Below are 22216 nucleotides of genomic sequence, written 5' to 3'. Positions count from 1 at the left end.
CCTTAGGTTTTGCCATTGATCCATTATATCGGTTCAATATTCTGCAACAATTTCCCTTTTTTTAAGGGAAAGAATTTGCTATGCCCTTAATCGGATATTGATGGTCAATTTCCAATCGTGTTTATGCTTTTGAATTTAAACCTGTTCCATCCTAAAAGTTCTTAATTACGTGAATTATTGAATTTTTTAATGAAAATAATTCTTTGCAAAAATCTCTTTGAAGTACGTTTTTTGTTTATGATTCCAGGATGAAAATAAATATTATATTGACCTTTTAAAATCAACTAAACTTTAAAAAAATAATACGACCTGATTTGTCGTCTACCGATTATATCTTTGTTATAGTAATACTTAACAGTACATAAAAACACACGGGCAAGTGACAAAAATAAGGTTAAATCTCATTGAAGAGATATTGAAGGAGTGTTGAAAATTGTTAAATTTGCGCAACTTTTATTAAAACTAACATAAACTCAAAATACACAAACGAATGAAGAAATTCTACTTTGGTGCATGTATTCTATGCACTGTCCTGGGGCTTTCTGGTCAGGAAATATTATGGCAGAAAGATATCAAATCCTCTACTCAGGACTTTCTAAGCCAGATTACCACAACTATTGATCAGCAATATCTTATTTCGGGAAGCAGTATTCAAAGCGATAAGCTTCAGGCTGGAGGCAATAAACAAAATAATGGGTATGATTTTCACTTCATTAAACTCAATCAGCAAGGCGAACAGGTTTGGGAGAAATATTTCTCCGGAGCTAATCATGATTATTTATCAGCATCGGTTGCTACGCAGGACGGAGGTTTTTTAGTTTCAGGTACTTCGTATTCCGGAAAAGGTCTTGATAAAAAAGAAGAATCAAAAGGTGGATCAGACATTTGGTTAATCAGATTAAATGAATTCGGAGACGAACTTTGGCAAAAAACACTGGGGTCAACATCTGATGAAGAAGCAAGATCAGTCATTCAGACTACAGATTTAGGATTTTTTGTGGCTGGAAATAGACAGAGTTCCCTTCGAGAACCTCAGGGAACCATCGATTATGGTTCAAAGGATGTTTTGATTGTAAAACTTGATAAGAATGGAAAAGAGTTATCTCAATCTATTTTAGGGGGAAAAGGATTGGATGAAGTAGAAAAAATGATTCCTACGAAAGATGGAGGTGCTTTGCTGGGAATCTATTCAAGAAGCAACATTGGAGGTTCCAAGAAAACGGAAAACTTTGGCGAAGGAGATTATTGGGTCATAAAACTTTCAAAAGATGGAAAAGTAGAATGGGAAAAGAACTTTGGAGGAAAGGGTGATGATCATATCAGAACATTGGCTTTGACTTCAACGGGATTTTTGATCGGTGGAGAATCCAGATCTGAAAGATCAGGCAATAAAACCGTCGGAATTGAAGAAGGAACGGATCTATGGCTTATTTCTTTAAACGAAAGAGGTGAAGAGATCTGGCAGAAGTCTTTCAATTTCAAAAACAGAGACATCCTGATGGGAATGAGCGTACTTCATTCGGCAGATGACAAATCTTCAAAAGGAATCCTCTTAGGAGGTTATACACAGGCAGAAGGAAGGATTGAAACAGATGACGAAACGTTCTGGATGTTGTATCTGAATCAGGACGGAAATGAGCAGTGGAGAAAACATGTGACAGGAGATAAGAGACAGAAAGAGGAGAGACTGTCAGACTTAAAACTCAACCGGGACGGTTCCATCATTCTGGCAGGAACCAGTGCAGAAGAATTGGGAAAAGAAAACTGGAAAATTGTGAAGCTTGGCGACAAACAAATCGATCAGTTAATCGAGAAACAAAACATCAAGATCTATCCGAATCCGGTATCGGATTACGCTTATGTAGAAATTGGCTTTGATTTTAAAGAAGCTGATATTGTATTGTATGATATGGGCGGAAGACAGCTTCAGACGGTAAAAACCAAAAACAAGGTGACCAAAATTAATACCCAGAATCTGATTCAGGGGGCTTATCTGGTGACGATAAAAACGGATACGAATAAAACTGCGAATGCTAAATTGATTAAAAAATAAACACGAATGAAAAAAACTTTAACATTGGCTGGAATTATCCTTTCAGCCTTATGGTATAGTCAAAGTAATAATCAGGATTATACTACAAATACAAATGATGCCGGAAAACACATTCCTAAAATTTCACCAACAACTCCTGAGTCATTTAAATTCAGTCAATATGGAAATATTCCCATTGGATTGTTTACGGGAGCTCCGAATATCAATATTCCCATTACAGAATTATCAGTAAGTGGAACAAGTGTTCCTATTTCTTTAAATTACTCTTCAAATGGTATTAATGTAGATGAGATGAATGGGGCAGTTGGATTAGGCTGGACTTTTATTTCAGGCGGAGTAATTACAAGAACAATCAGAGATAAACCTGATGAAGAGAGCAACTATAACAGTGGTGATGTTCCTCTGTTAGAAAATTCGTCCGCACAAATGACAGAATATCTGAAATTTTGTGAAGTAGATAATTTTGATTCTGAGCCAGACTTATACACTGCTAATTTCGCTGGAAACCATGTGAAATTTCTGATCAGCAAAACCGGAAATATCTTTATGATTGACCAGAAGGACTACAAAATAAAGAGGAATGATGGTGGGAATTTATTTTCCATTATTCTGGACAACGGAGTACGGTATAATTTTAATGCTGTAGAACATATTCTTAACAGAACTTTGAATGTAGGAGGACATCAACCTCCTTCACAATATCCGCAATCATGGTATCTTACCTCAGTTGTTACAACCGGAGGGCAAACGCTCACCCTTGAATATCAGGATGTAAGCTATACCAATACTCTTTCACAATCTCAAAGTATGTCCTACACAACGGGACCACAACAAAAATATGGAGATATTGGATCAGGACCCAATGGAGGAAATTCCTGTCCTTTGATAAATTATATATTGCCACAGGATAATATAGGTCTCATTGCGGATTCAGAACAGGAAGTATCAGGTAAACAAATCAAAAAGATCTATGATTCTGATAATAATTCAATTATTTTCACCTATTCTACTCAGAACAAAGACTATTCAAAGCTTACCGGCATTAAAAAGTATCACAATGATTTGGTTACAGAAGATTTTACTTTTAATTATCTCGCTACAAATTCTTTAAGATTATTTCTGACGGAGATCCGTAATAATAAAACTCAATCTTCTCATAAATTTGCATATTATAATCCTGAAAACTTTCCAGCAAGGCTAAGCTTTTCCAGAGATATGTGGGGGTATTATAATGGTAAAAGCAACAGTAATCTTGTTCCTCAGATTTTTAATAGTGGTAATACTTCTGCTCCACAATATAATGGCGCCGATCAAAGTATTGAGCCTGGTGTTGGATACTATGGGCTGTTGAAAAACATAACTTACCCTACAGGCGGAAATACACTATTAAATTATGAGAATCATAAAAAGAAAGATAATGTCCTGGTTCCTGCGACTAAGGCGAATATAGGAATTTCAGTTTTTAATCCTCTTGGTACTTATGAATCAAAAAAAGAAACGATTATAACTCCACAAAAAACCGGACTTGTTCAAATTGGATTATCAAGTTATTTGTATTCATATGGTACTTGTAAAAACAGCCCTACTTTACAAACAGGAAAGCAAAAAGCAAGTGTAGAAGTAGTAGATCAGGCTGGGAATTTTCTAACTTTATCAGAATATAGCCCACTATACAATACTTATTTTCCTCTTGGAACCTCAACTGAAGCATCTGTAAACACAAGTAAAAAAGTTTTTGTAAATGTTGAAAAGAATCAAACTGTTAAAGTCGTTTTAACCTCATTATTTGCTTGTGCAGATTCTTATGCTTCCATAACCTATTATAATAAAGATGATGAGACGGTTATGCAGGATGTATTATTGGGAGGATATAGAATTTCCTCAACTGTTGATGCTTCAACTGACGGGCTTCCCATTACAAGAAAATATAATTATGTAAATGATAGCGGAGAATATTCTATTCATCAAACACGAGAGCCTTTATTCAAAGAAAACAGAACCGCAGGTTCTGTATGTGTAGGAGGAGCTTTGACATCGGTAGCGCCCATTATTCTTAATTATACGGCAATAACTTCATCGAATATAGGTAGATTGTTTTCTTTTAATCCTAATATATTTTATGACACTGTTGAAGAACAAATAGAAGGAAAAGGTAAAACAGTGCATTATTTTAATTCAAATACAGATTATTGGGGAAATCCAATTAAGGGAAGCTCAATTATATCTGCTCCGTGGACCAATTCAGGCTGGAATAATGGTAAAGAAATTATGACCGTTTATAAAGACAATACCAATACAACTTTAAAAAAGATTGAATATAATTTCATAGAAGATGCGTCAAGAACTTCTTATATGGGAGCAATCAGCCGACGTAAAATATTCGAGCCAGTTTTAAATGACGGCACCTGGAATAATTTTGAGAATTTGGATGCGGTATATTATAAAAACATAAGTCGTTTTACCTATTTAAAAAGTCAGAAAATAACTGATTATTTTAACGGAATTCCTTTAAAAACGGAAACAGAGTATTTTTATAATAATCCTGCTCATTATCAACTTAACAAACAAAAAAATACTTCTCCTGATGGAACCGTTAATGAAACCTCTTACCAGTACGCTCAGGAAAAGGCAAATCAGCTGATGATCAGTAAGAATATGATTGGCATTCCTTTAGAAACTTCTACCACTCAAACCATAGGAAATACTACAAAAACACTATCAAGGACAGAATCACTTTATCCAAAGACTACTACCGAGATCACCAACAATAATTCTTCTCTGGTTCTTCCGTTGTCTGTACTTTCCTATGAGGTTCAGAACAATACGCCGTCTACTGAAGTTACGTACGATAAATATGACAACAAGGGAAATCTGCAGCAGTATACCGCCAGAAACGGTATCTCGACAACCATCATCTGGGGATATAATCAGACCCAACCTATTGCTAAAATAGAAGGAGCCAAGCTTTCAGACATTCCTCAGGCACTCATCGATAGTATTGTCAATGCATCTGTTAATGATGGTCAGCTGGGTACTGATGCATCAGAGCAATCATTGATCTCTGCTTTAGATGTATTTAGAAATAACGCTGCATTATCAGCGTATCAAATCAGTACGTACAGCTATGATCCGTTAATCGGAGTAAAAAGCATCACTCCTCCATCCGGCATCAGAGAATTCTACATTTATGATACCGCCAACCGACTGAAAGAAGTAAGGGAAAACAGCCCGACGGGTAAGATCCTGAAGGAATATAAATACAACTACAAAAACTAACACAGACATGAAAAAAATAATCATTCCTATCGGGTTGTTGCTGATCACTCAGTCAGCAAAGGCCCAGCTTACCCAGGGAGAAAACTATGTGTATTCCAAAACCTATCTCGATTATAACGGAACCAACCCCACAAAGTCTTCAGAAACCGTACAGTATTTTGATGGTCTGGGAAGGCCCAAACAAATTGTCAATGTAAAAGCCTCCCCTCTAGGCAGAGATGTGGTTACCCATATTGAATACGATGCATTCGGAAGACAGGTAAAAGACTACTTGCCTGTTCCGCAATCCGGAACCTTGAATGGTGCGATTGTTCCGACTCCATTGGCTAATGCTACCCAACCTAACATCTATGGTTCTGAAAAAATATATGCGGAAAAAGTACTGGAAAACTCTCCACTTGACAGAATCCAGCAGCAGATCCAGGTAGGAAATGACTGGGCTGGTAAACCTGTAAAATTTGATTATGCAACGAATATTGGTGAAGATTACGTTAGAAAATATAAAACCACTACCACCTGGATTGATGGCAGGACAGAAACACAGGTAGAGCTTCCTCAGTATTTCGAGCCTTCTCAACTGTATAAAAATACCGTCACTGATGAAGACGGCAACAAAACCATAGAGTTTAAAAATGGGAAAGGACAGCTTTTGCTTGTCCGAAAAGTAGTAAGTTCTACAGAAAATGCCGATACGTATTATGTTTATAATGAATATGATCAGCTGGCGTATGTTATTCCTCCTTTGATCTCTACATGGAGTACTTTAGATCAAACTACCTTAGATAATTTGTTTTATCAATATCGGTATGACGGCAGAAACCGTTTGGTAGAAAAGAAACTTCCCGGTAAGGGATGGGAATATATGGTATATGATAAGCAGGACAGATTGGTTTTAACTCAAGATGCTAATTTACGAGCACAAGGCAAATGGCTTTTTACCAAATATGATCAGTTTTCAAGACCTATTTACACAGGAATACTGGACAGTCCTCCAGGAACAATTCAACAGGTAGCAGCAGTGGAGGGTTTTGGCTCAGCTAACGAAACAAGAACAACTTCTAGTTGGAATAATAGTGGAATAGATGTTTTTTATTCCAAAAATGGATCTTATCCAGGGGCAAATTTTAAAGTATTATCCGTCAACTATTATGACACTGTTCCCGGATACGATTTCAATCCCTCTTTTCCATCAGTCATTCAGGGAGAGCCTATTTTAACAGCAACTCCAGCCGATGGAAAAAGCACTAAAGGCCTTCCAGTCATGAGTCTTGTCAAGAATATTGAAGACGATAACTGGACCAAAAACTACACCTATTATGATGGTAAAGGACGAGCGATTGGCAGTCATTCCATCAATCATCTGGGAGGCTATACCAAAACAGAATCCAAACTGGATTTTTCGGGAGTTGCACAGACTGTCATTACGAAACACAAAAGACTGACTACAGATACAGAAAGAGTCATTACCGAAAACTTCATCTATGATCAGCAGAACAGACTTCTGGTCCACAAACACCAGGTAGACAGCAATCCTGAAGAAATTCTTGCCCAGAATAAGTACAATGAACTTTCTCAGCTTGAAAACAAGAAAGTCGGGGGAATCAGCATTGGATCACCGCTTCAAAGCATGGATTATCAATACAATATTCGGGGCTGGATGACCAGGATCAATGATCCGGACAACCTTAACGGAAAACTATTCGGATACTCCATGAGATACCAGGATCCCGCTATTCCTGGTACATCAGTTCCCCAATATGGAGGAAATATTGCAGAAGTACACTGGAGAACCGCTGATGATGTTTACAAAGCATACCATTATGTCTATGATAAGCTGAACAGACTGACAGATGCCATTTACAGAGAAGCCTACACGACGGCTCCCAATAATAATTTCTTTAATGAAAACTTGACGTATGACCTCAATGGGAATATCACTACGCTACACAGAAACGGAAAAGCGCCTGCAGGAACAGCACAGCTTGTCGACAATCTTACCTATCATTATACAGGAAACCGCCTGAACCAGGTTGTTGAAAGTTCTTTAAATGACGCAGGATATGAAGGTGGAAACAATATGATTGATTATGACCTGAACGGGAATATGACCACGATGAAAGATAAAGGGATACAGGATATTGTTTACAATTATCTTAACCTGCCCAATACTTTTACGATCACCCAGACCGATCCATTCCTGGGACAGACCATCAATGCTAGCTTGGGGTATCTGTATCGTGCAGACGGAACAAAACTTCGTAAAAACTATATCAAGCAAGGCAGAAGAGGGTCACCTGGTACCACTCATAGTACAGATTATCTGGATGGCTTCCAGTATAGCTATTTTGAAGGAGGTGGTATATGTTTAACTTGTAGAACAGAGACCGCTTTTGAAGAACAGGCTTATAAAAACATCAATGATGTTCTTGTTATCGGAGGTCCCCCTGAATGGAAACTGGATTTTGTGCCTACTTCAGAAGGATTTTACAGTTTCACAGAAAACCGTTATATTTACCAGTACAGAGATCACCTTGGCAATGCCAGGGTAAGTTTTGCGAAAAACAGCGAAGGCATTCTGGAAGTTACGGATACCAATAACTATTATCCATTTGGATTAAATCATATTCAGGGAATGCTTAGTAATTCAAAGTTGGGAAGCTATTACAGTTATAAGTACAATGGCAAGGAACTGCAAGAGACCGGAATGTATGATTATGGAGCGAGATTTTATATGCCGGATATCGGAAGATGGGGTGTGGTGGATCCGCTGGCGGAAACTTCCAGACGTTGGTCGACTTATAATTACGCTTATAATAATCCTATACGTTTTATTGATCCAGATGGAAGACAAGGAACAGACTGGTTTTGGGACAGTAATAAAAAAACATTTACCTATGATGCTTCACTGACTTCAGAGGAACAGTTTAATACTCTGAAAGACCAAGGTTTAGTACAAGGAAAATATTTAGGAAAGGAAGGTAAGTTTGATGTGACTTATGGCGATGAAACGATAGGTAAAGTTGCACTTTATAGCGATGGTGATTGGTTAAATATGTCTTCAGGAGATGCAAATAGTTTTGAATATCACACCTCTGATGGTCCTGAAAGTATGAGAGGACAATTTTTCACCAATATAGAATCCAGCAGAAACTGGGGTGTACAAGTTTTAGACAAGCCTTTTACTATAGGCGTAGGTGGAGAACTTACAGTTGGTGCAGGAGCAGGATTTGAACTTGGATACTTTAGTGGTAATTATGACAGTTCAGTTTATTTAAATCTCTATAAATCTGCGGGATTGAATGTAGGTATTGGTGGAGCTTATAATGAATATACAACTCAAAACGGATACGCCCCTTTAACAACGGATAATTTAGGAGGTAACTATTGGAATATTCAGGGAGGAGTTGGCCCAATTTCAGGAAACTATGGACAAACGGCAAAAGATGCTGATGGTAGAAATGTTTCTATAGGAGGAGCAAGTGTTTCTTCTGGCATTTTGAATTTTATCAAAAGACCTAAATTATCTATAGGAGGTAGCGTACAGGCTGGAACAACATATATTAACCCAAGTAAAAGAATTAGAGAAAGTGGTAAGTAGAGATTTAGGATTTAAAATACCCGGAGCAATAGCTTTCTGTTTGGTTGTTGTTGGATATTTCTTTTATAGAGAATATCAGCAGAAGCAGCCAGAAATAGTTCGTCAAAATATTTCAAACAAGAATTTCTCAGGCATTGTGGATAGTACATTTACTGTTCATATGAATCACGAATTGACGACAATAATATTCAAGAATAAAAAAACAATAAGCGGATTACAACAGCAATACCACTATATGTTAAAAAAAAACGACAGTATAGTTAAGCGTAAAGGCGAAGACAGCATTTATATATACAGAGATGGAGAAGTAAAAGCTTACAAATATTAGATATTGACATAAAAGCCACTCATTGAGTGGCTTTTATATTACATAATGCTTTGCAATTTAGTTTTTTTAAGGAACGCATCAAGGAGAGCGAAGACGTGTTGTCTGTCGTTCTCTTTTAGTTTTTGGATGTCGAGGATTTTGGAGACGATATTTTTTTCCAAAAGAATATCCGTAGACCCGCTCTACGAAGTTTGTAACTTCGTAGCAGATAATAAAAGAACCTCGCAAATTGCGAAGTTTTTTGTGTTCTATGACGTTTTTATATTAGAAAATTATAGAAACGATCCCTTCTGCAGGAACCACACAGCTTGCTGATGATCTTACGTATCATACACAGGAGGTAAACTTCCCTGTTTTTCAGACCAATTAAAATTATTAAATTTAGTTTGTTAAACATTATGAAAAAGAGCAAATTTTCAGAACATCAGATTATCAATATTCTGAAAGAATATGAATCTGGGAAAGCGACAAAAGACATCTGTCGAGAACATGGGATTTCTGCACCTACTTTCTATCAATGGAAGCAAAAGTATGGAGGAATGGATGCGCAGCATCTTAAGGAGCTTAAAGCTCTACAGGAGGAAAACGTACGTCTTAAACGCATGTTTGCAGATCTGAGCCTGGATCATCGTATCTTAAAGGATATCATTGAAAAAAAGCTTTAAAGCTCTGTGAACGAAAAGAACTGGCAGAGGGGGTTATTAGCGAAACAGGAATCAGTGTTCATAGGGCTTGCAAGATCGTCTGCATGAGCCGCAGTATGTATTATTATGGGCATAAAAAAGACGACCAACCCGTTATCTCAAAATTACTGGATTTGGCAGCGAGGTATCCTACAAGGGGATTTGAAACCTATTATGGTAAGATACGTTTGGAAGGTCTGCTTTGGAACAGAAAAAGAGTCCTCCGTGTTTATCGAAATATTAATTTAAAACTAAGAGTTAAGCGCAAACGTCGTATTCCGTGTCGGATTAAAGAGAAGCTGATTGTCCCAGGTGCAGTCAATGAGACATGGTCAATTGACTTCATGAGCGATGCTTTGTCTAATGGACGAAGGTTTAGGGTTCTGAATGTCATTGATGATTATAATAGGGAGTCATTGGTTAATGAAGCATTTTATTCAATTCCAGGTGTCAGATTGGTACAAAGATTAAAAGAATTAATCACATACAGAACTAAGCCCAAGCGCATAAGATCCGACAACGGTCCTGAGTTTTTATCCAAGGTTTTTGTGGACTTCTGTAAAGATAATGACATTGAATTGCAATATATACAACCGGGGAAGCCCGCACAAAATGCATATATTGAACGCTTAAACCGCACATTCAGAGAAGATGTTTTAGATGCATATCTGTTCGGATCTTTAATAGAAGTAAATGCAATTGCTTATGAGTGGCAGATCGATTACAACAGTAATCATCCGCATAAATCGTTAAATGGACTTAGTCCTTGGCTGTATGCTAAAGAAGTTTTACTGTATTAGAGTGTATTTTATATTTATTAACTGTTTGAAAAGGGGAAAGTCTTCACAAGAAACTGGTTTTTATAGTTTTAAATGGAGAAATTATATGCCGGATGTCGGGAGATTCTTTAATGTGGATCCGCTCGCAGAAATATATACTCATAATAGTCCTTACGCATTTTCTGAAAACAGAGTTATTGATGCTAGAGAATTGGAGGGTTTAGAAGCTATAGATACTAATGTTCTTGCTCCTAATTCAACACATAAGAGTATTGATAATGATTTAAGTAAGAGGCTGGTAGATATTGTTAAAAATGAAATTAATGAACGAAAATAAGTTAAAAATGAAAAGGTTAACAAAAATAATTTGACACTATCCCACAAAGTGTGTAAGTTAAAAAGTTAGGCTTGGATTTTATAATCTGAGCCTTTTTTCAAAAATAAGGATAAATTGATTGAGAACAATGCCCCAATTTTGGATAGGCATCGTCCATTTTTTAGTAGCTTCTTTTAATGCCAGATACACTGATTTCATTACGGCATCATCAGTAGGAAAAGACATTTTGTTTTTGGTGTATTTTCGGATTTTTCCGTTTAGATTTTCAATTAAATTAGTTGTATAAATGATTTTTCGGATCTCTAAAGGAAAATCAAAAAATACAGTAAGTTCATCCCAATTGTTTCTCCAGGATTGGATAGCATAAGAATATTTACTTTCCCATTTATCTGCAAAATCATTGAGTGCTTGTTCAGCTGCTTGTTTTGTTGGAGCGGTGTAAATATGCTTCATATCGGCAGAGAATTCTTTTCTGTCCTTCCATACCACATATTTGCAGGCATTTCTGATCTGATGCACAACACAAATCTGGGTTTGAGATTCGGGAAAGACAGAGCGGATCGTCTGGGTAAATCCGTTTAAATTATCGGTGGCGGTGATGAGAATATCCTCCACACCACGGGCTTTTAAATCTGTGAGAACACTCATCCAGAATGCTGAGCTTTCATTTTTTCCAAGCCACATTCCCAATACTTCCTTTCTCCCGTCACGGCTTAATCCAACAGCCAGATAAACTGTTTTATTAATGACTTTGGAGTTTTCCCTTACTTTGAAAACAATCCCATCCATCCAGACAATGAGATACAAATCTTCAAGCGGGCGGTTCTGCCAACTTACTGCTTCACTTGCAACCGCATTGGTTATTCGTGATATGGTAGAAGTAGAAACCTCAAAATCATACATTTCACGGATTTGTTCCTCAATGTCTGATACGCTCATTCCTTTGGCATAGAATGAGATGATGATGTTTTCTAAACCATCGATAATGTTGTGCCTTTTGGGAACTAATGCGGGCTCAAAACTACCTTCTCTATCTCTGGGAACCTTAATCTCGGATTCCCCAAAAGACGATTTTATCTTTTTGGTTCCATGACCGTTTCGATAATTTCCATTAGTTGTTTTACCATGCTTTTCGTTATCCAGATGACTGTCCAGCTCTGCATCCAACATATGCTCCACGGCTTTTTTGTGCAGTTCTTTGAAGAAGGATGTTAAATCTTCCCCATTCTTAAAGGATTTGTAGAAATCCTTGTTGTTTAATAAATCTTCTTTGTCAATCATAACTATGTAATGTTAAAAATAATAAAAAGTTATTTCCGTAAAATTTTTTGAGCTCTAAGGGCTCAAAATTTTCCAGAATAACTTTTCAACTTACACAGTTAGTGAGACACTACCAATAATTTTAATTATTTCAGTAATTTATACAGCATTATTTTTATACTTTCAATATGATTATTTTTTTAAGTTATCTCCAATAATAGTTTTTTTACTAATAATTAATTTTTATATGATTTATAAATATGATAGTAAAGTGCTAAATTATATTTATAATGTCTTATTAATTGTTTTTTTAATAATTTGTTTCTCTTTTGGAGCTATCTTAAGACAAGATTGGTAGAGATTTGATATTTAAAAGTTTTTTTGCGTCCTGCTTTTGATATCTAATAAAATAAATAAACCGCTGATTTGCAGTGGTTTATTTATTTCCTAAGAGTTTTTTCACTTCAGCCATCATCTCAACCTTTTCCTCCCTCAAACGCTCCCATAGAAAAATTATTGAGCAGTTTGCTGAGCCTTTTTTATCCTTTCCTCAATAACCCTCCAGTCATAAAAATGGAAAACCTTCCCATTACTCATGGCGACAAATAACCCTTTGGGAAACTTAGGTCCTAAGTTGACATTCGTCACCTCTGAACCATCACTCTCACTTGTAGATACCGGGATCTCTGCAATTTTGCCTTTGGCCGGATCTTCTCTCAGATACACATTAAACGTATCTTTCTGTTGATTCGAAACCAGAATATAACCAGTTTGAGGAGATGTAGGGTAGATGGAGATGCCTTCTACGTCAGATTTAAAATCACCCCTTCCGAAAACAAGAATTTCCTCATTTCCTTTGGCCGGATCTGCATAATACTGATGCACTCCAAATTGTTCATCAGAGTAATAAATATAGCCAAGTTCATCGTCTACAGCAATACTTTCAATCTCTTTCAATCCGCTGTATTTTCCGAATTTCCGGACCACTTCACCTGTTATTTTCCCCTCTTTTTCAGACAGTTGATACTGCCACAAATAGCCTTCTGCCGGACCGGATTTTCGTCCCACAACAGCATACATTTCACCGGTTGTCGGATTTTTGTACATCGAAATGCCCATAGGACCACGGTCCGTTTCACCGTCAAACACTGTAAAAGCGCCTACTTCTTTCAGATCAGGGAGACTGTACAGTTTGACCGTATTTGTTTCCCTTTCCGTAACAGCGGCAATATCTGTTGGCTTTCCGTTCAGCATAAAACCATACTCAAGATCTACATTGTTCGGGCGTTTTAATCCCGAAACCTTGCGGATGATCTTTCCGTTCAGGTCAAAGGCATAAAGTCCACCGTCTGAATCTTTATCAGTCCCGATCACAATGCTTTTGGAAGCATCTGCCGGATTGATCCATATCGCAGGATCATCCGTGTCATGGACTACCGTTTCGGTAATCAACGAAGGTGTTATTTTTTTTCCTAATGATTGCGTGCCGCAGCTTACCACAAAAGGTAAAACTGAAACAGCCAGTATAAATGGTGTCTTTTTCATGTTTTTAAAAATCAAATTTCACTCCTAAAGTGAACCGGGGTCTGTAATATTCTACCTGGGCAGTTCTGCTCTGGATTCCCTGGTAATAACGTAACGGTTGATTCGTTAAGTTATTGGCTTCTGCAAAAATCCTCAGTTGGCTGGTAATCTTGTACGATGCATTGGCATCAAGGAAAACCTGTTTGTCATAATAACGGTCTTCAAATGCTTTTCCACCCAATTCATCAATATAATGAGAAGCGTAATTCATAGAAACTCTTGCTGAGAAACGCTTGTCTTCCCATGAAAGCGATCCGTTGAACATATGAGGAGCCGAGCCCGGAAGTCCTACATCCGTTCTTTCTATACCGTCTTCATTCGTAATCCCTTTCGCTTTTGACTTCGTATAAGTATAGTTAATATAGACGCCAAGACCTTTCCAGAAAGCTCCCGGAATAAAGTCCAGCTGTCTCTGAAGAGCCACTTCAAAACCGTAAATGTCTACATTGTCACCATTACGCTGCTGGTTAAATCTCCAGTTATCTGCTCCCGCAGGAATAGGGTTGGACTGTCCTCCAAAATCATTGGCAAAATCATCAGAAGTATAATTTCTTCTCGAATACGTATAAATAAAATCCTTCAGGTTCTTATAAAAAACACCTCCGGAAAGAATACCCACAGACTTAAAATACTTCTCCGCCATAAAATCAAAATTATAAGCATACGTTGCCTTTAAATCAGGATTTCCTGCCGCGATGGTTTCATCTGCTGAAATAACGTTAAGATAAGGAACCAGTGAATAGTAATTCGGGCGTGCTAAAGCTGTTGTAAAAGCTGCACGAAGAACAAGATCCTGAACCGGAACATATTTAAACGATAGATTCGGAAGGACATTAGTGTACGTATTGGTACGGTTGATCTTTCCTGCCAGATCCTCCTCATCCAATACATAATTTCCCGTATAGTCAATTTTTGTTGTTTCAAAACGCGCTCCCACGATCATCGAGAATTTATCACTGAAATCCTGATCCCATCGTATATAGCCGGCATAAATGTTTTCTTTCGCCGTATAATTGCTCGAAAGGAACTCTTCCGGTTTAGATTCACCTTGAAATAAATTCGGATTAAAAAGATCCAGACCGCCCATGTAAGAAGGATTGACGAAAGTTCCCGGCACATAATTCCCGGGCTGGAAATTGTGCCCGTCGAAATGAACGGTCGGAACAGACAGCAGACTTCCCATATCGTTTAAAGGTTCAAAAGCATAATAATCATTGTTTCGCTCCTTTTGCTTTAACCGTACACGAATTCCTGTACGGAGTCTTCCTTTGTGGTTTTCAATCACAGAAAAAGGAAAACGGACATTTATCTTTCCTCCAAATTCCTTTTCCTGGGTAAAACTGTTTGAATCTGAAAGGTCACTGAGTTGATAAACCCCTAGATTATCTGCCGAAAGGGGAGTGATCATTGGCCTTCCCGGATCACTCAGATCTGAAGAGAAATTCATCTTTCCGTTTTCAAACTCTATAATACGTTCGTGAGGTTTCTTTTCGCTTGCCATAGCATAGTTGATCGACCAGTCAAGATCGACCTTTGAGCCCAGAAGATGTTCCCCGCGTACAGCATAATTCTGCACTTTCTGCCTTTCAAGACGCGTATTGTCATTATCAGAATCTCCACCCTTATTCTGTCTCGTAATGCTTCCTTTCCAGCCCGTGATTGCCGTTTCATCATCATTATAAACAGGTTTTACTTTATATCCCAAAGCAAATCTGTTTTCCTTATCCGTTCTGAAATTGTACATTGCCGAAGCGTAGATCTTGTTTTTGGAATTAAATTCGTAATCCATATTCAGGTCAAAACTGTGTCTGATCCGGTGTTCATTATAATAACGAACTCCCATTTTACTGATGTAAGCAGTTTGAGCGGCATCGTTAGCAAGACTCCAGGTAGGCTCTATATTGTCTGAACCAAAATTATTATTGTTATAGGAAAAGCTGAAAACAGCGCCTAGTTTCTTGTTTAAAAAACGATTTCCATAGACGAATCCGGCGGTATAATTTCCCTTTTCACGAATCGGATTATAGCCTCCGGCTAATGTTGCAGAAATTCTCTGTCCGTTAGGTGACGCTCTGGTGATCAGGTTCACCGAACCCCCGATGGCATCGGCATCCATATCGGGAGTCAGTGTTTTGTTAACCTCGATCGTCGAAATCATATCAGATGGAATAAGATCCATCTGAACATTCCGGTTATCCCCTTCAGCAGAAGGAATCCGGTCTCCGTTTAAGGTTACAGAATTAAGATTGGGAGCCAGACCACGGATGATAAGATTCCTTGCTTCACCCTGGTCATTTTGTATAGTGATTCCCGGGACACGCTTCAATGCATCACCGATATTGGCATCCGGAAAACGCCCGATCTGATCAGCTGAAATTACATTCGTAATATTGGCGTTGTTTTTCTGTTTGTTCAGTGCTCTTGCCTGATTTTTTAATGCAGACCCTCTTACAACGACTTCAGCAATCGTAGTTTCCTTTCTGGTGAACAGAATATTCTGTTTCGTATTTTTTTCAGCTTCCACCGTGACATTGTATTCACGTGTCCCGTAGCCCATATAATCCACTTTCATCGTATAATTTCCGGGAGGAACATTCAGGAAAACAAAATTCCCGTGATCATCAGAGGTCGTATAGATATTTCCCGGTGCAAGAGAAATCTTGGCACCCGGAAGAGACAATTGAGTATCATCATTAATATTTCCTGAAACAGTACCGGTTTGGGCATAGAAAAATAGAGAGGCACAGAATAAAACGGATGTAAAAATTTTCTTCACTTTATTACTTATATTAAATCTGAGCAAAATTAAACGTCTGTTTGGAACACAAACTGAAATTAAGATTATGATTGTTTTAAGGATTTGTTAACAGTTTGAGTGCACAAGTCCCATAATTCAGCTAAACCCTATTAAGAAATCATACCCTCATTGTAAATTTCAAGCATTGAAAAGATCATGGCGGAACCAACTATTACCATAAAAAAATCTACTAATAAAAATGAGATCAGCAGTATCTATTGAAAAATCTCATTATCTTATAAATATAATTTCATCAGGTGGATTATTACTTATACCAACTTGGGAATGTGATATATAGATTGATTTGAGGGTTTTTTCTAAAGCTAAATAATCCTATCTTTGTGAATAAACTAAAACCTATGTTGAAATCTATTGTATTTACTTTAGTTCTCTTTTGCTTTTCTCAAGCCAATGCGCAGCTTAATGAAGTAAATAATGTAAAAGTCAAATACATCAACTGGCTCACAGATAATACGATCACTACCTACTCAAATCCAAGCGTAAAAGGACTGTACGACCGCTATATCCAGTTTGGCAATACGGCAGAAACCAATTTGGTGAATAATTACAATTTTTCTTCTCCCGGACCTGTATGGAATATGACCAATGGAACAGATCATGGAGCGATGGTAACCTTGGTCAACAATCATTTATTCTATCTGGTGATGTCTTACCATTTAAAAGGTCCTCTCATCAACGGACAGCCTTCGAATCCAAAATACCACAGCACCGCCCTGAAAGACTTGATTTTAAAGGTTTTCAAATATATAAAAGACAAAGGAATCAACAGTACCACTGATTTTAATTTTAGTTTAAATGCATCACAGGAAACGGTTAATATCAATAATTCCGGTTTCGGTCTGCGATGTTTTACCTACGCTGCCTGCGTGCTTTTAATGAAGGAAGAATTAGGGCAGACCGGAGAATTTTCTCACCATATGGGCGTTCTGGGTAATATTACTTCTTTTTTGGATCCGGATAATCCAAACTTTCATTTTACAAACCCAGGTTTTAATACTGATGTAGTAAGAGCATTGATAGAAACCCGCTTATGCTACGTCCTGGGACAGGAAGATGCAGATCCTGATAAATTGGCAAATATGGAGTTTCTTATTGATTTCACCGATAATGCCCTTTTGATTGGAAACGGATGGGCAGATTTTATAAAACCCGACTTTACCACTTATCACCACAGAGGTGCTTATGCCAACAGCTATGGAGGAGATGCCCTTTTTTCCATGGCGATCATGAACTATATTCTTAAAGGTTCTGCCTACGAATTGAAGCCTGTTTCTCAGACTCATCTGAAAAAAGCTTTAATGGCTTATCAGAAATTCAGTGCAGATTTTGAGATGCCACGAGGGCTGGCCGGACGATTTCCTAATTCAACAACCCCTCTGTTAGACTACCGGTATGCGTTTGCCTTATTATATGCAGCAGATCCTGTAGCTAATGCAGATGCAGGGCAGTTTTTTAAAAGAATCTATACGATGCCTCAGTCAGGATTTAGCCGGAACATAAGTGTTAAAAATCCTGTGATGGCAGGACAGATTGCGGTCAATATCAATACGGCACTTACTCCCGATTTTCCTATTACACAAGGACATTTTGGATTTCCTTACGGAGGACTGAATGTCCATAAGTATAATGGTTATCAGATTTCTGTAAAAGGAACCAGCAAACATATCTGGCATTATGAAAACAGTGCATCAGAGAATCGTTTTGGAAGATATACTTCAGCCGGGGCCATGGAAATTTTATCTGCAGGTTCTCCCAAAACACGCCTTTCCAATGGTTTGGGAGTCGCGAATGCGCAGGGTGGACTGACGGATGACGGCTGGGACTGGACGCATATACCGGGTGTTACTGCTGCATTTGTTCCGATGAACGAGCTTACATCAGGAGCCGGCAGGGAATTTAATGGCAGGAATTTCCTTGCTCACGCTTCTCTGGATGACAATGGCGTTTTTGCGATGGATTATAAGGATGTCAATTCTGTCACAGGAATGTCTGCCTTGAAGACCGTATTTTTCTTCAAAGATAAAGTGTTAAGCTTAGGTTCTGATATTAAAGACACCGGAGGAACACGCCCGGTACACACCACTGTTTTCCAGACCGGACTGCCTGATGTTTCTACTGCTACAGTCATCAATGGCACAACTCAGACGGGCTTAAATGTAAATTTTTCACAAAACACTGGCAGTGTATGGGCTACCGATGCAGTAGGGAATGGCTTTGTTATTCCTGCCGGATCCTACACCGGATCGGTGGTGGTCAAAAGAAGCACCCAGCAATCGCGCAACTATTCCAATACAGCAGATACACAGGGAAACTATTCAACAGCTTATATAGATCATGGAACAGCACCTGCTGCGGGCAGATATCGTTATGGAATTCTTCTTCAGGGAGGGACTGCCAGAACACAGGATTTTGCAGATCATCTGGCAGATTATTTCGAAGTTATCCAGCAGAATAGCCAGGCACATGTTGTTAAATTTGTACAGGATCAAATCTATAATTACGTGATTTTTGATGCGGCATCTGTTTTCCAGTCAGATGTCTTAGTTTCTGTGGATAAACCGTCTGTTGTAATGACTCAGAGTAGCAATGCAGGAAATAAGCTTAAAGTGAGCCTTACCAATCCTAATCTTGGGCTTTTGAATGATAATGAGTCGTATACCTATTCACAGATCACGGGAACAGCTTCCCGTCTCTACCGTGTACCTCAGATAAATCCTGTAAAACTGACGCTGGCAGGAAAGTGGAAGCTGGAAAATCCGATAAATACGATCACAACTGTAATAACAGGAAATAAAACGGAAGTAACTTTTAATACCATCAATGGAATTACGATCCAGACAAGTCTTATTCCGGAAACATTTTTGAGCATTTCGGACCGGGAATCTATAAAAACCAAAGAGTTGTTTAGCGTTTATCCAAATCCGGCTAAAGACCATGTGCATATTGTGCTGAAAAAGAACAACATCGAAAATATTAAAATAGTGAACAGCGCAGGAAATGATATGACTTCAAGGATTGCCGTCGAAAAGAGAATTGGTTCTTTGGATATTAATCTAGGTCATGTTGAAAAGGGAGTTTATATGATATGCATCGATGGGCAATGTAAGAAAGTCATCAAGGAGTAAACTTATTAAGATTGTGTGCTCATAATCGTTGTCATTTCTGAAACAATATTCTCCATGGTAGTGAAAGATGTATTTGCTATTTTTTGTAGTTTAGATGTTGTCAATAACTTAACTCAATTTCATGAAAAATCAACTACTGTTTCTGCCATTATTGCTAGGCATTTTTTCATGCGGTGGACATAAAAATGATTCACTGAAAAAAGAAGATCAGGAAGCGCTGTCTATTGAAGATATACCGAATAAAGATACTGTCTATGATACCATCAAGACCCAGAATATTGATGATAATACGAAGCTGATCATCTACTTGAATGGAGAACTGAAAAAATCAGGTTTTAGTTTTGAGCCAAGAGAAAAACACAGCATCTCTTACAACAACTGTGAGGAAAACAGCATAAAGATAATCGCAGGAGATGGAATCAGAGAATACTTTGCAAGAAGTAATAAACCGGAAAAGGGAACTAAGGATTTTTATCCGGATTTCGTGATCCGGGTATATGAATTTAATTCTGAGACAGAGGCTGAGATAAATTTTAAGAAACTCAGCGGAGCACTGTATTCAAAGGGTAAACATTGTAATGGGAAAGCTCCCGAAAATCTTGTAATAAATGGCAGGGAAGTGTACGGCCTTTCAACCCGTGCAGAAATGTTCAGATCGTATATAGAAAAGTATAGCAAAATAATAAGAAACTATCATTAAGTCTTATTTTATCTTTCCAGTTTGTGTTTTTTAATGAAATAATCTCCTGAAGTCGCCATATTTGAATTTTTTTTGGCAATTTTATGCATTCAAATCTACAGAGAACCCAATAATCTTTTGAAAAAGCTACTTAACCATTTAAAATTCAGATTTTACCAGATATTCAGAATCTTTAACCTTGATATGAGGATAAGTTTGCCTTTTCTGCTCGTATTCGTGGTTTTGCTCGCTGTAAAACTGCCTTCATATCATTATTATCCGGCTCTTTTTTTTATGGCAGCACTGGTGCTTCATTGCAGCAGAAAAGATATTCCTTTTTTGAAGAAAGTATTTGAAAAAAGCTGGCGAGCAGTTATCGTACTGGAATCGGCACTTATTTATACGGTTCTATTATTGGGAAATATTCATTATAAGGTAGAGGAAGCGGGTCTGTGCTTCTATATTCTCATTTTATTATTTGCATTTTTTTTTCCGAAAACCAAAATTGATCCTGCCCTGAAATGGAATTTCATACCGGATGATTTATTTGAGTGGAAAACTTTTCTGAGAAAGAATACATGGGTTTCAGTAATGGGATATGGTATCGTTCTGATGTCATCGTATCATCCCGGATTTCTGATTGTTGTTGGGCTTTTTCTGATAGACTTTATTTCAGACATCTATGAGCCTTATGAAAGCAAAGAGATGCTTGAAATGTACTTTAAAAAACTAAGTTTGCAGGAAAAGCTCAGAAAAAATGCTTTGTTTTTCAATGCTTTGCTGCTGCCTGTTGATGTTCTATTTCTTATCATCAATCCGTACGATAGTCTTTATTTGCTGTATTATTCTACATTCATGAATCTGTATTTTCTCCTGATCATTACCAGAAAATATAAGCTTTACCATTATAAAGAAAAAAGAGGCTATTACAATATCAGCGTGTATCTTGAGTATATTTTCTATAGCATAACGGTAATTCCTGCCTTGTTTGTTTTAAAAAATCAGTTGAAAAATGCAAAAAAAAATATAAGAACCTATGTTGGAGATTAAAAATTTGCAGGTTGAGTTCAGGAACCAGAAAGTGCTTAATGGCGTGGATCTGTCGTTGAAACAAGGAAGCATCATCGGAATTCTTGGAAAGAACGGGGCCGGAAAAACGACGTTATTCGATACCTTATATCAGAATAATTCATTCTCAGGAAATATTAACTGGCAAGGAAAATCCTTAAAACGAAGCTTGGTTTCTTATCTCGAAACTGAAAATTATTTTTATCCCTACATCACAGGACAGGAGTATTTATCTTATTTTTCAGGTCAAAATGAAAGTGATGTTAAAGAAGTTACGGAGAAATTCCATCTTCCCCTAGAAAAATATGTACAGTATTATTCCAGTGGAATGAAGAAAAAACTGGCCCTGATTGGGATGCTGATGTTGGATAAACCAGTGAATATCCTTGATGAGCCGTTTAACGGAGTAGATTTTGAGGGCGTTCATATTCTCTACGATATTATTAAGCAACTTAAATCAGAAAATAAAGTAGTGATCATCAGTTCACACATCATTGAGACCCTATTTCATACCTGCGATAAAATAGCGGTGCTGAAGAACGGAAGAATTGAAAAAATATATGAAAAGGAGGAATTCAATGGATTGAATACATTAAAGTTCTAATTTTTTCTCATCGTAATTTTTTTG

Annotated in this window: 14 protein-coding genes; 11 read left to right on the top strand and 3 right to left on the bottom strand. The window is 37.5% G+C overall.

What is annotated here, in order from left to right; all coding sequences use genetic code 11:
- The first annotated feature begins 490 nt into the window (after positions 1–490).
- From EG346_RS21205 to EG346_RS21180, 7 genes are all read left to right on the top strand, one after another.
- Complete coding sequence (locus EG346_RS21205; RefSeq protein WP_123881364.1) at positions 491–2053, top strand: T9SS type A sorting domain-containing protein; 1563 nt, start codon at positions 491–493, stop codon at positions 2051–2053.
- 6 nt (positions 2054–2059) lie between these two features.
- Positions 2060–5329, top strand: coding sequence for a hypothetical protein (locus EG346_RS21200; RefSeq protein WP_123881362.1), 3270 nt, complete (start codon positions 2060–2062; stop codon positions 5327–5329).
- Positions 5330–5336: 7 nt separating this feature from the next.
- Positions 5337–8927, top strand: coding sequence for a DUF6443 domain-containing protein (locus EG346_RS21195; RefSeq protein WP_123881360.1), 3591 nt, complete (start codon positions 5337–5339; stop codon positions 8925–8927).
- On the top strand, positions 8917–9255 hold the full coding sequence (locus EG346_RS21190; RefSeq protein WP_123881357.1) for a hypothetical protein: 339 nt from the start codon (positions 8917–8919) through the stop codon (positions 9253–9255). The genes EG346_RS21195 and EG346_RS21190 overlap by 11 nt, the downstream gene beginning before the upstream one ends.
- A 398-nt stretch (positions 9256–9653) precedes the next feature.
- Entirely contained in the window at positions 9654–9920 is a 267-nt protein-coding gene (locus EG346_RS25210; RefSeq protein ID WP_073337027.1) for a transposase, read from the top strand.
- 83 nt (positions 9921–10003) lie between these two features.
- Positions 10004–10738: an integrase core domain-containing protein gene (locus tag EG346_RS21185; protein ID WP_262511592.1), complete on the top strand. Its 735-nt coding sequence runs from the start codon at positions 10004–10006 to the stop codon at positions 10736–10738.
- Positions 10692–11054: a hypothetical protein gene (locus tag EG346_RS21180; protein ID WP_123881353.1), complete on the top strand. Its 363-nt coding sequence runs from the start codon at positions 10692–10694 to the stop codon at positions 11052–11054. The genes EG346_RS21185 and EG346_RS21180 overlap by 47 nt, the downstream gene beginning before the upstream one ends.
- Before the next feature lie 78 nt (positions 11055–11132).
- Here the strand turns inward: EG346_RS21180 and EG346_RS21175 are convergent, their stop codons facing one another.
- The 3 genes from EG346_RS21175 to EG346_RS21165 form a co-directional block, all read right to left on the bottom strand.
- On the bottom strand, positions 11133–12335 hold the full coding sequence (locus EG346_RS21175) for an IS256 family transposase (RefSeq protein WP_123878212.1): 1203 nt from the start codon (positions 12333–12335) through the stop codon (positions 11133–11135).
- Between the two features lie 492 nt (positions 12336–12827).
- Complete coding sequence (locus EG346_RS21170; protein WP_123881351.1) at positions 12828–13859, bottom strand: phytase; 1032 nt, start codon at positions 13857–13859, stop codon at positions 12828–12830.
- A 4-nt stretch (positions 13860–13863) separates the two neighbouring features.
- Positions 13864–16674 carry a TonB-dependent receptor gene (locus tag EG346_RS21165; protein ID WP_123881349.1) on the bottom strand — a complete coding sequence of 937 codons (2811 nt, stop codon included), beginning with the start codon at positions 16672–16674 and terminating at the stop codon, positions 13864–13866.
- 380 nt (positions 16675–17054) lie between these two features.
- Between EG346_RS21165 and EG346_RS21160 the strand changes: the two genes are divergently transcribed.
- The 4 genes from EG346_RS21160 to EG346_RS21145 all read left to right on the top strand — a co-directional run bounded on the left by EG346_RS21160 (position 17055) and on the right by EG346_RS21145 (position 22192).
- Complete coding sequence (locus EG346_RS21160) at positions 17055–19841, top strand: polysaccharide lyase family 8 super-sandwich domain-containing protein (RefSeq protein WP_123881347.1); 2787 nt, start codon at positions 17055–17057, stop codon at positions 19839–19841.
- Between the two features lie 121 nt (positions 19842–19962).
- Positions 19963–20541, top strand: coding sequence for a hypothetical protein (locus EG346_RS21155; protein WP_123881345.1), 579 nt, complete (start codon positions 19963–19965; stop codon positions 20539–20541).
- Positions 20542–20658: 117 nt separating this feature from the next.
- Positions 20659–21570 (top strand): hypothetical protein, encoded by a 912-nt coding sequence (locus tag EG346_RS21150; protein ID WP_123881343.1) that lies wholly within the window; start codon positions 20659–20661, stop codon positions 21568–21570.
- Entirely contained in the window at positions 21557–22192 is a 636-nt protein-coding gene (locus EG346_RS21145; RefSeq protein ID WP_123881341.1) for an ABC transporter ATP-binding protein, read from the top strand. Before EG346_RS21150 ends, EG346_RS21145 begins: the two co-directional genes overlap by 14 nt.
- Positions 22193–22216 lie beyond the last annotated feature (24 nt).

The sequence above is a fragment of the Chryseobacterium carnipullorum genome (assembly GCF_003815695.1).
Taxonomy (GTDB): domain Bacteria; phylum Bacteroidota; class Bacteroidia; order Flavobacteriales; family Weeksellaceae; genus Chryseobacterium; species Chryseobacterium carnipullorum.
The sequence above is the reverse complement of the archived record's forward strand: the minus strand, read 5'-3'. Positions and strand labels throughout refer to the sequence as shown.

Excerpts from the sequence above, each read along its gene's own strand:
- EG346_RS21205 (WP_123881364.1), top strand. The coding sequence starts at position 491 with ATGAAGAAATTCTACTTTGGTGCATGTATTCTATGCACTGTCCTGGGG.
- EG346_RS21200 (WP_123881362.1), top strand. The coding sequence starts at position 2,060 with ATGAAAAAAACTTTAACATTGGCTGGAATTATCCTTTCAGCCTTATGG.
- EG346_RS21195 (WP_123881360.1), top strand. The coding sequence starts at position 5,337 with ATGAAAAAAATAATCATTCCTATCGGGTTGTTGCTGATCACTCAGTCA.
- EG346_RS25210 (WP_073337027.1), top strand. The coding sequence starts at position 9,654 with ATGAAAAAGAGCAAATTTTCAGAACATCAGATTATCAATATTCTGAAA.
- EG346_RS21185 (WP_262511592.1), top strand. The coding sequence starts at position 10,004 with ATGAGCCGCAGTATGTATTATTATGGGCATAAAAAAGACGACCAACCC.
- EG346_RS21180 (WP_123881353.1), top strand. The coding sequence starts at position 10,692 with ATGGACTTAGTCCTTGGCTGTATGCTAAAGAAGTTTTACTGTATTAGA.
- EG346_RS21175 (WP_123878212.1), bottom strand. The coding sequence starts at position 12,335 with ATGATTGACAAAGAAGATTTATTAAACAACAAGGATTTCTACAAATCC.
- EG346_RS21170 (WP_123881351.1), bottom strand. The coding sequence starts at position 13,859 with ATGAAAAAGACACCATTTATACTGGCTGTTTCAGTTTTACCTTTTGTG.
- EG346_RS21160 (WP_123881347.1), top strand. The coding sequence starts at position 17,055 with ATGTTGAAATCTATTGTATTTACTTTAGTTCTCTTTTGCTTTTCTCAA.
- EG346_RS21155 (WP_123881345.1), top strand. The coding sequence starts at position 19,963 with ATGAAAAATCAACTACTGTTTCTGCCATTATTGCTAGGCATTTTTTCA.
- EG346_RS21145 (WP_123881341.1), top strand. The coding sequence starts at position 21,557 with ATGTTGGAGATTAAAAATTTGCAGGTTGAGTTCAGGAACCAGAAAGTG.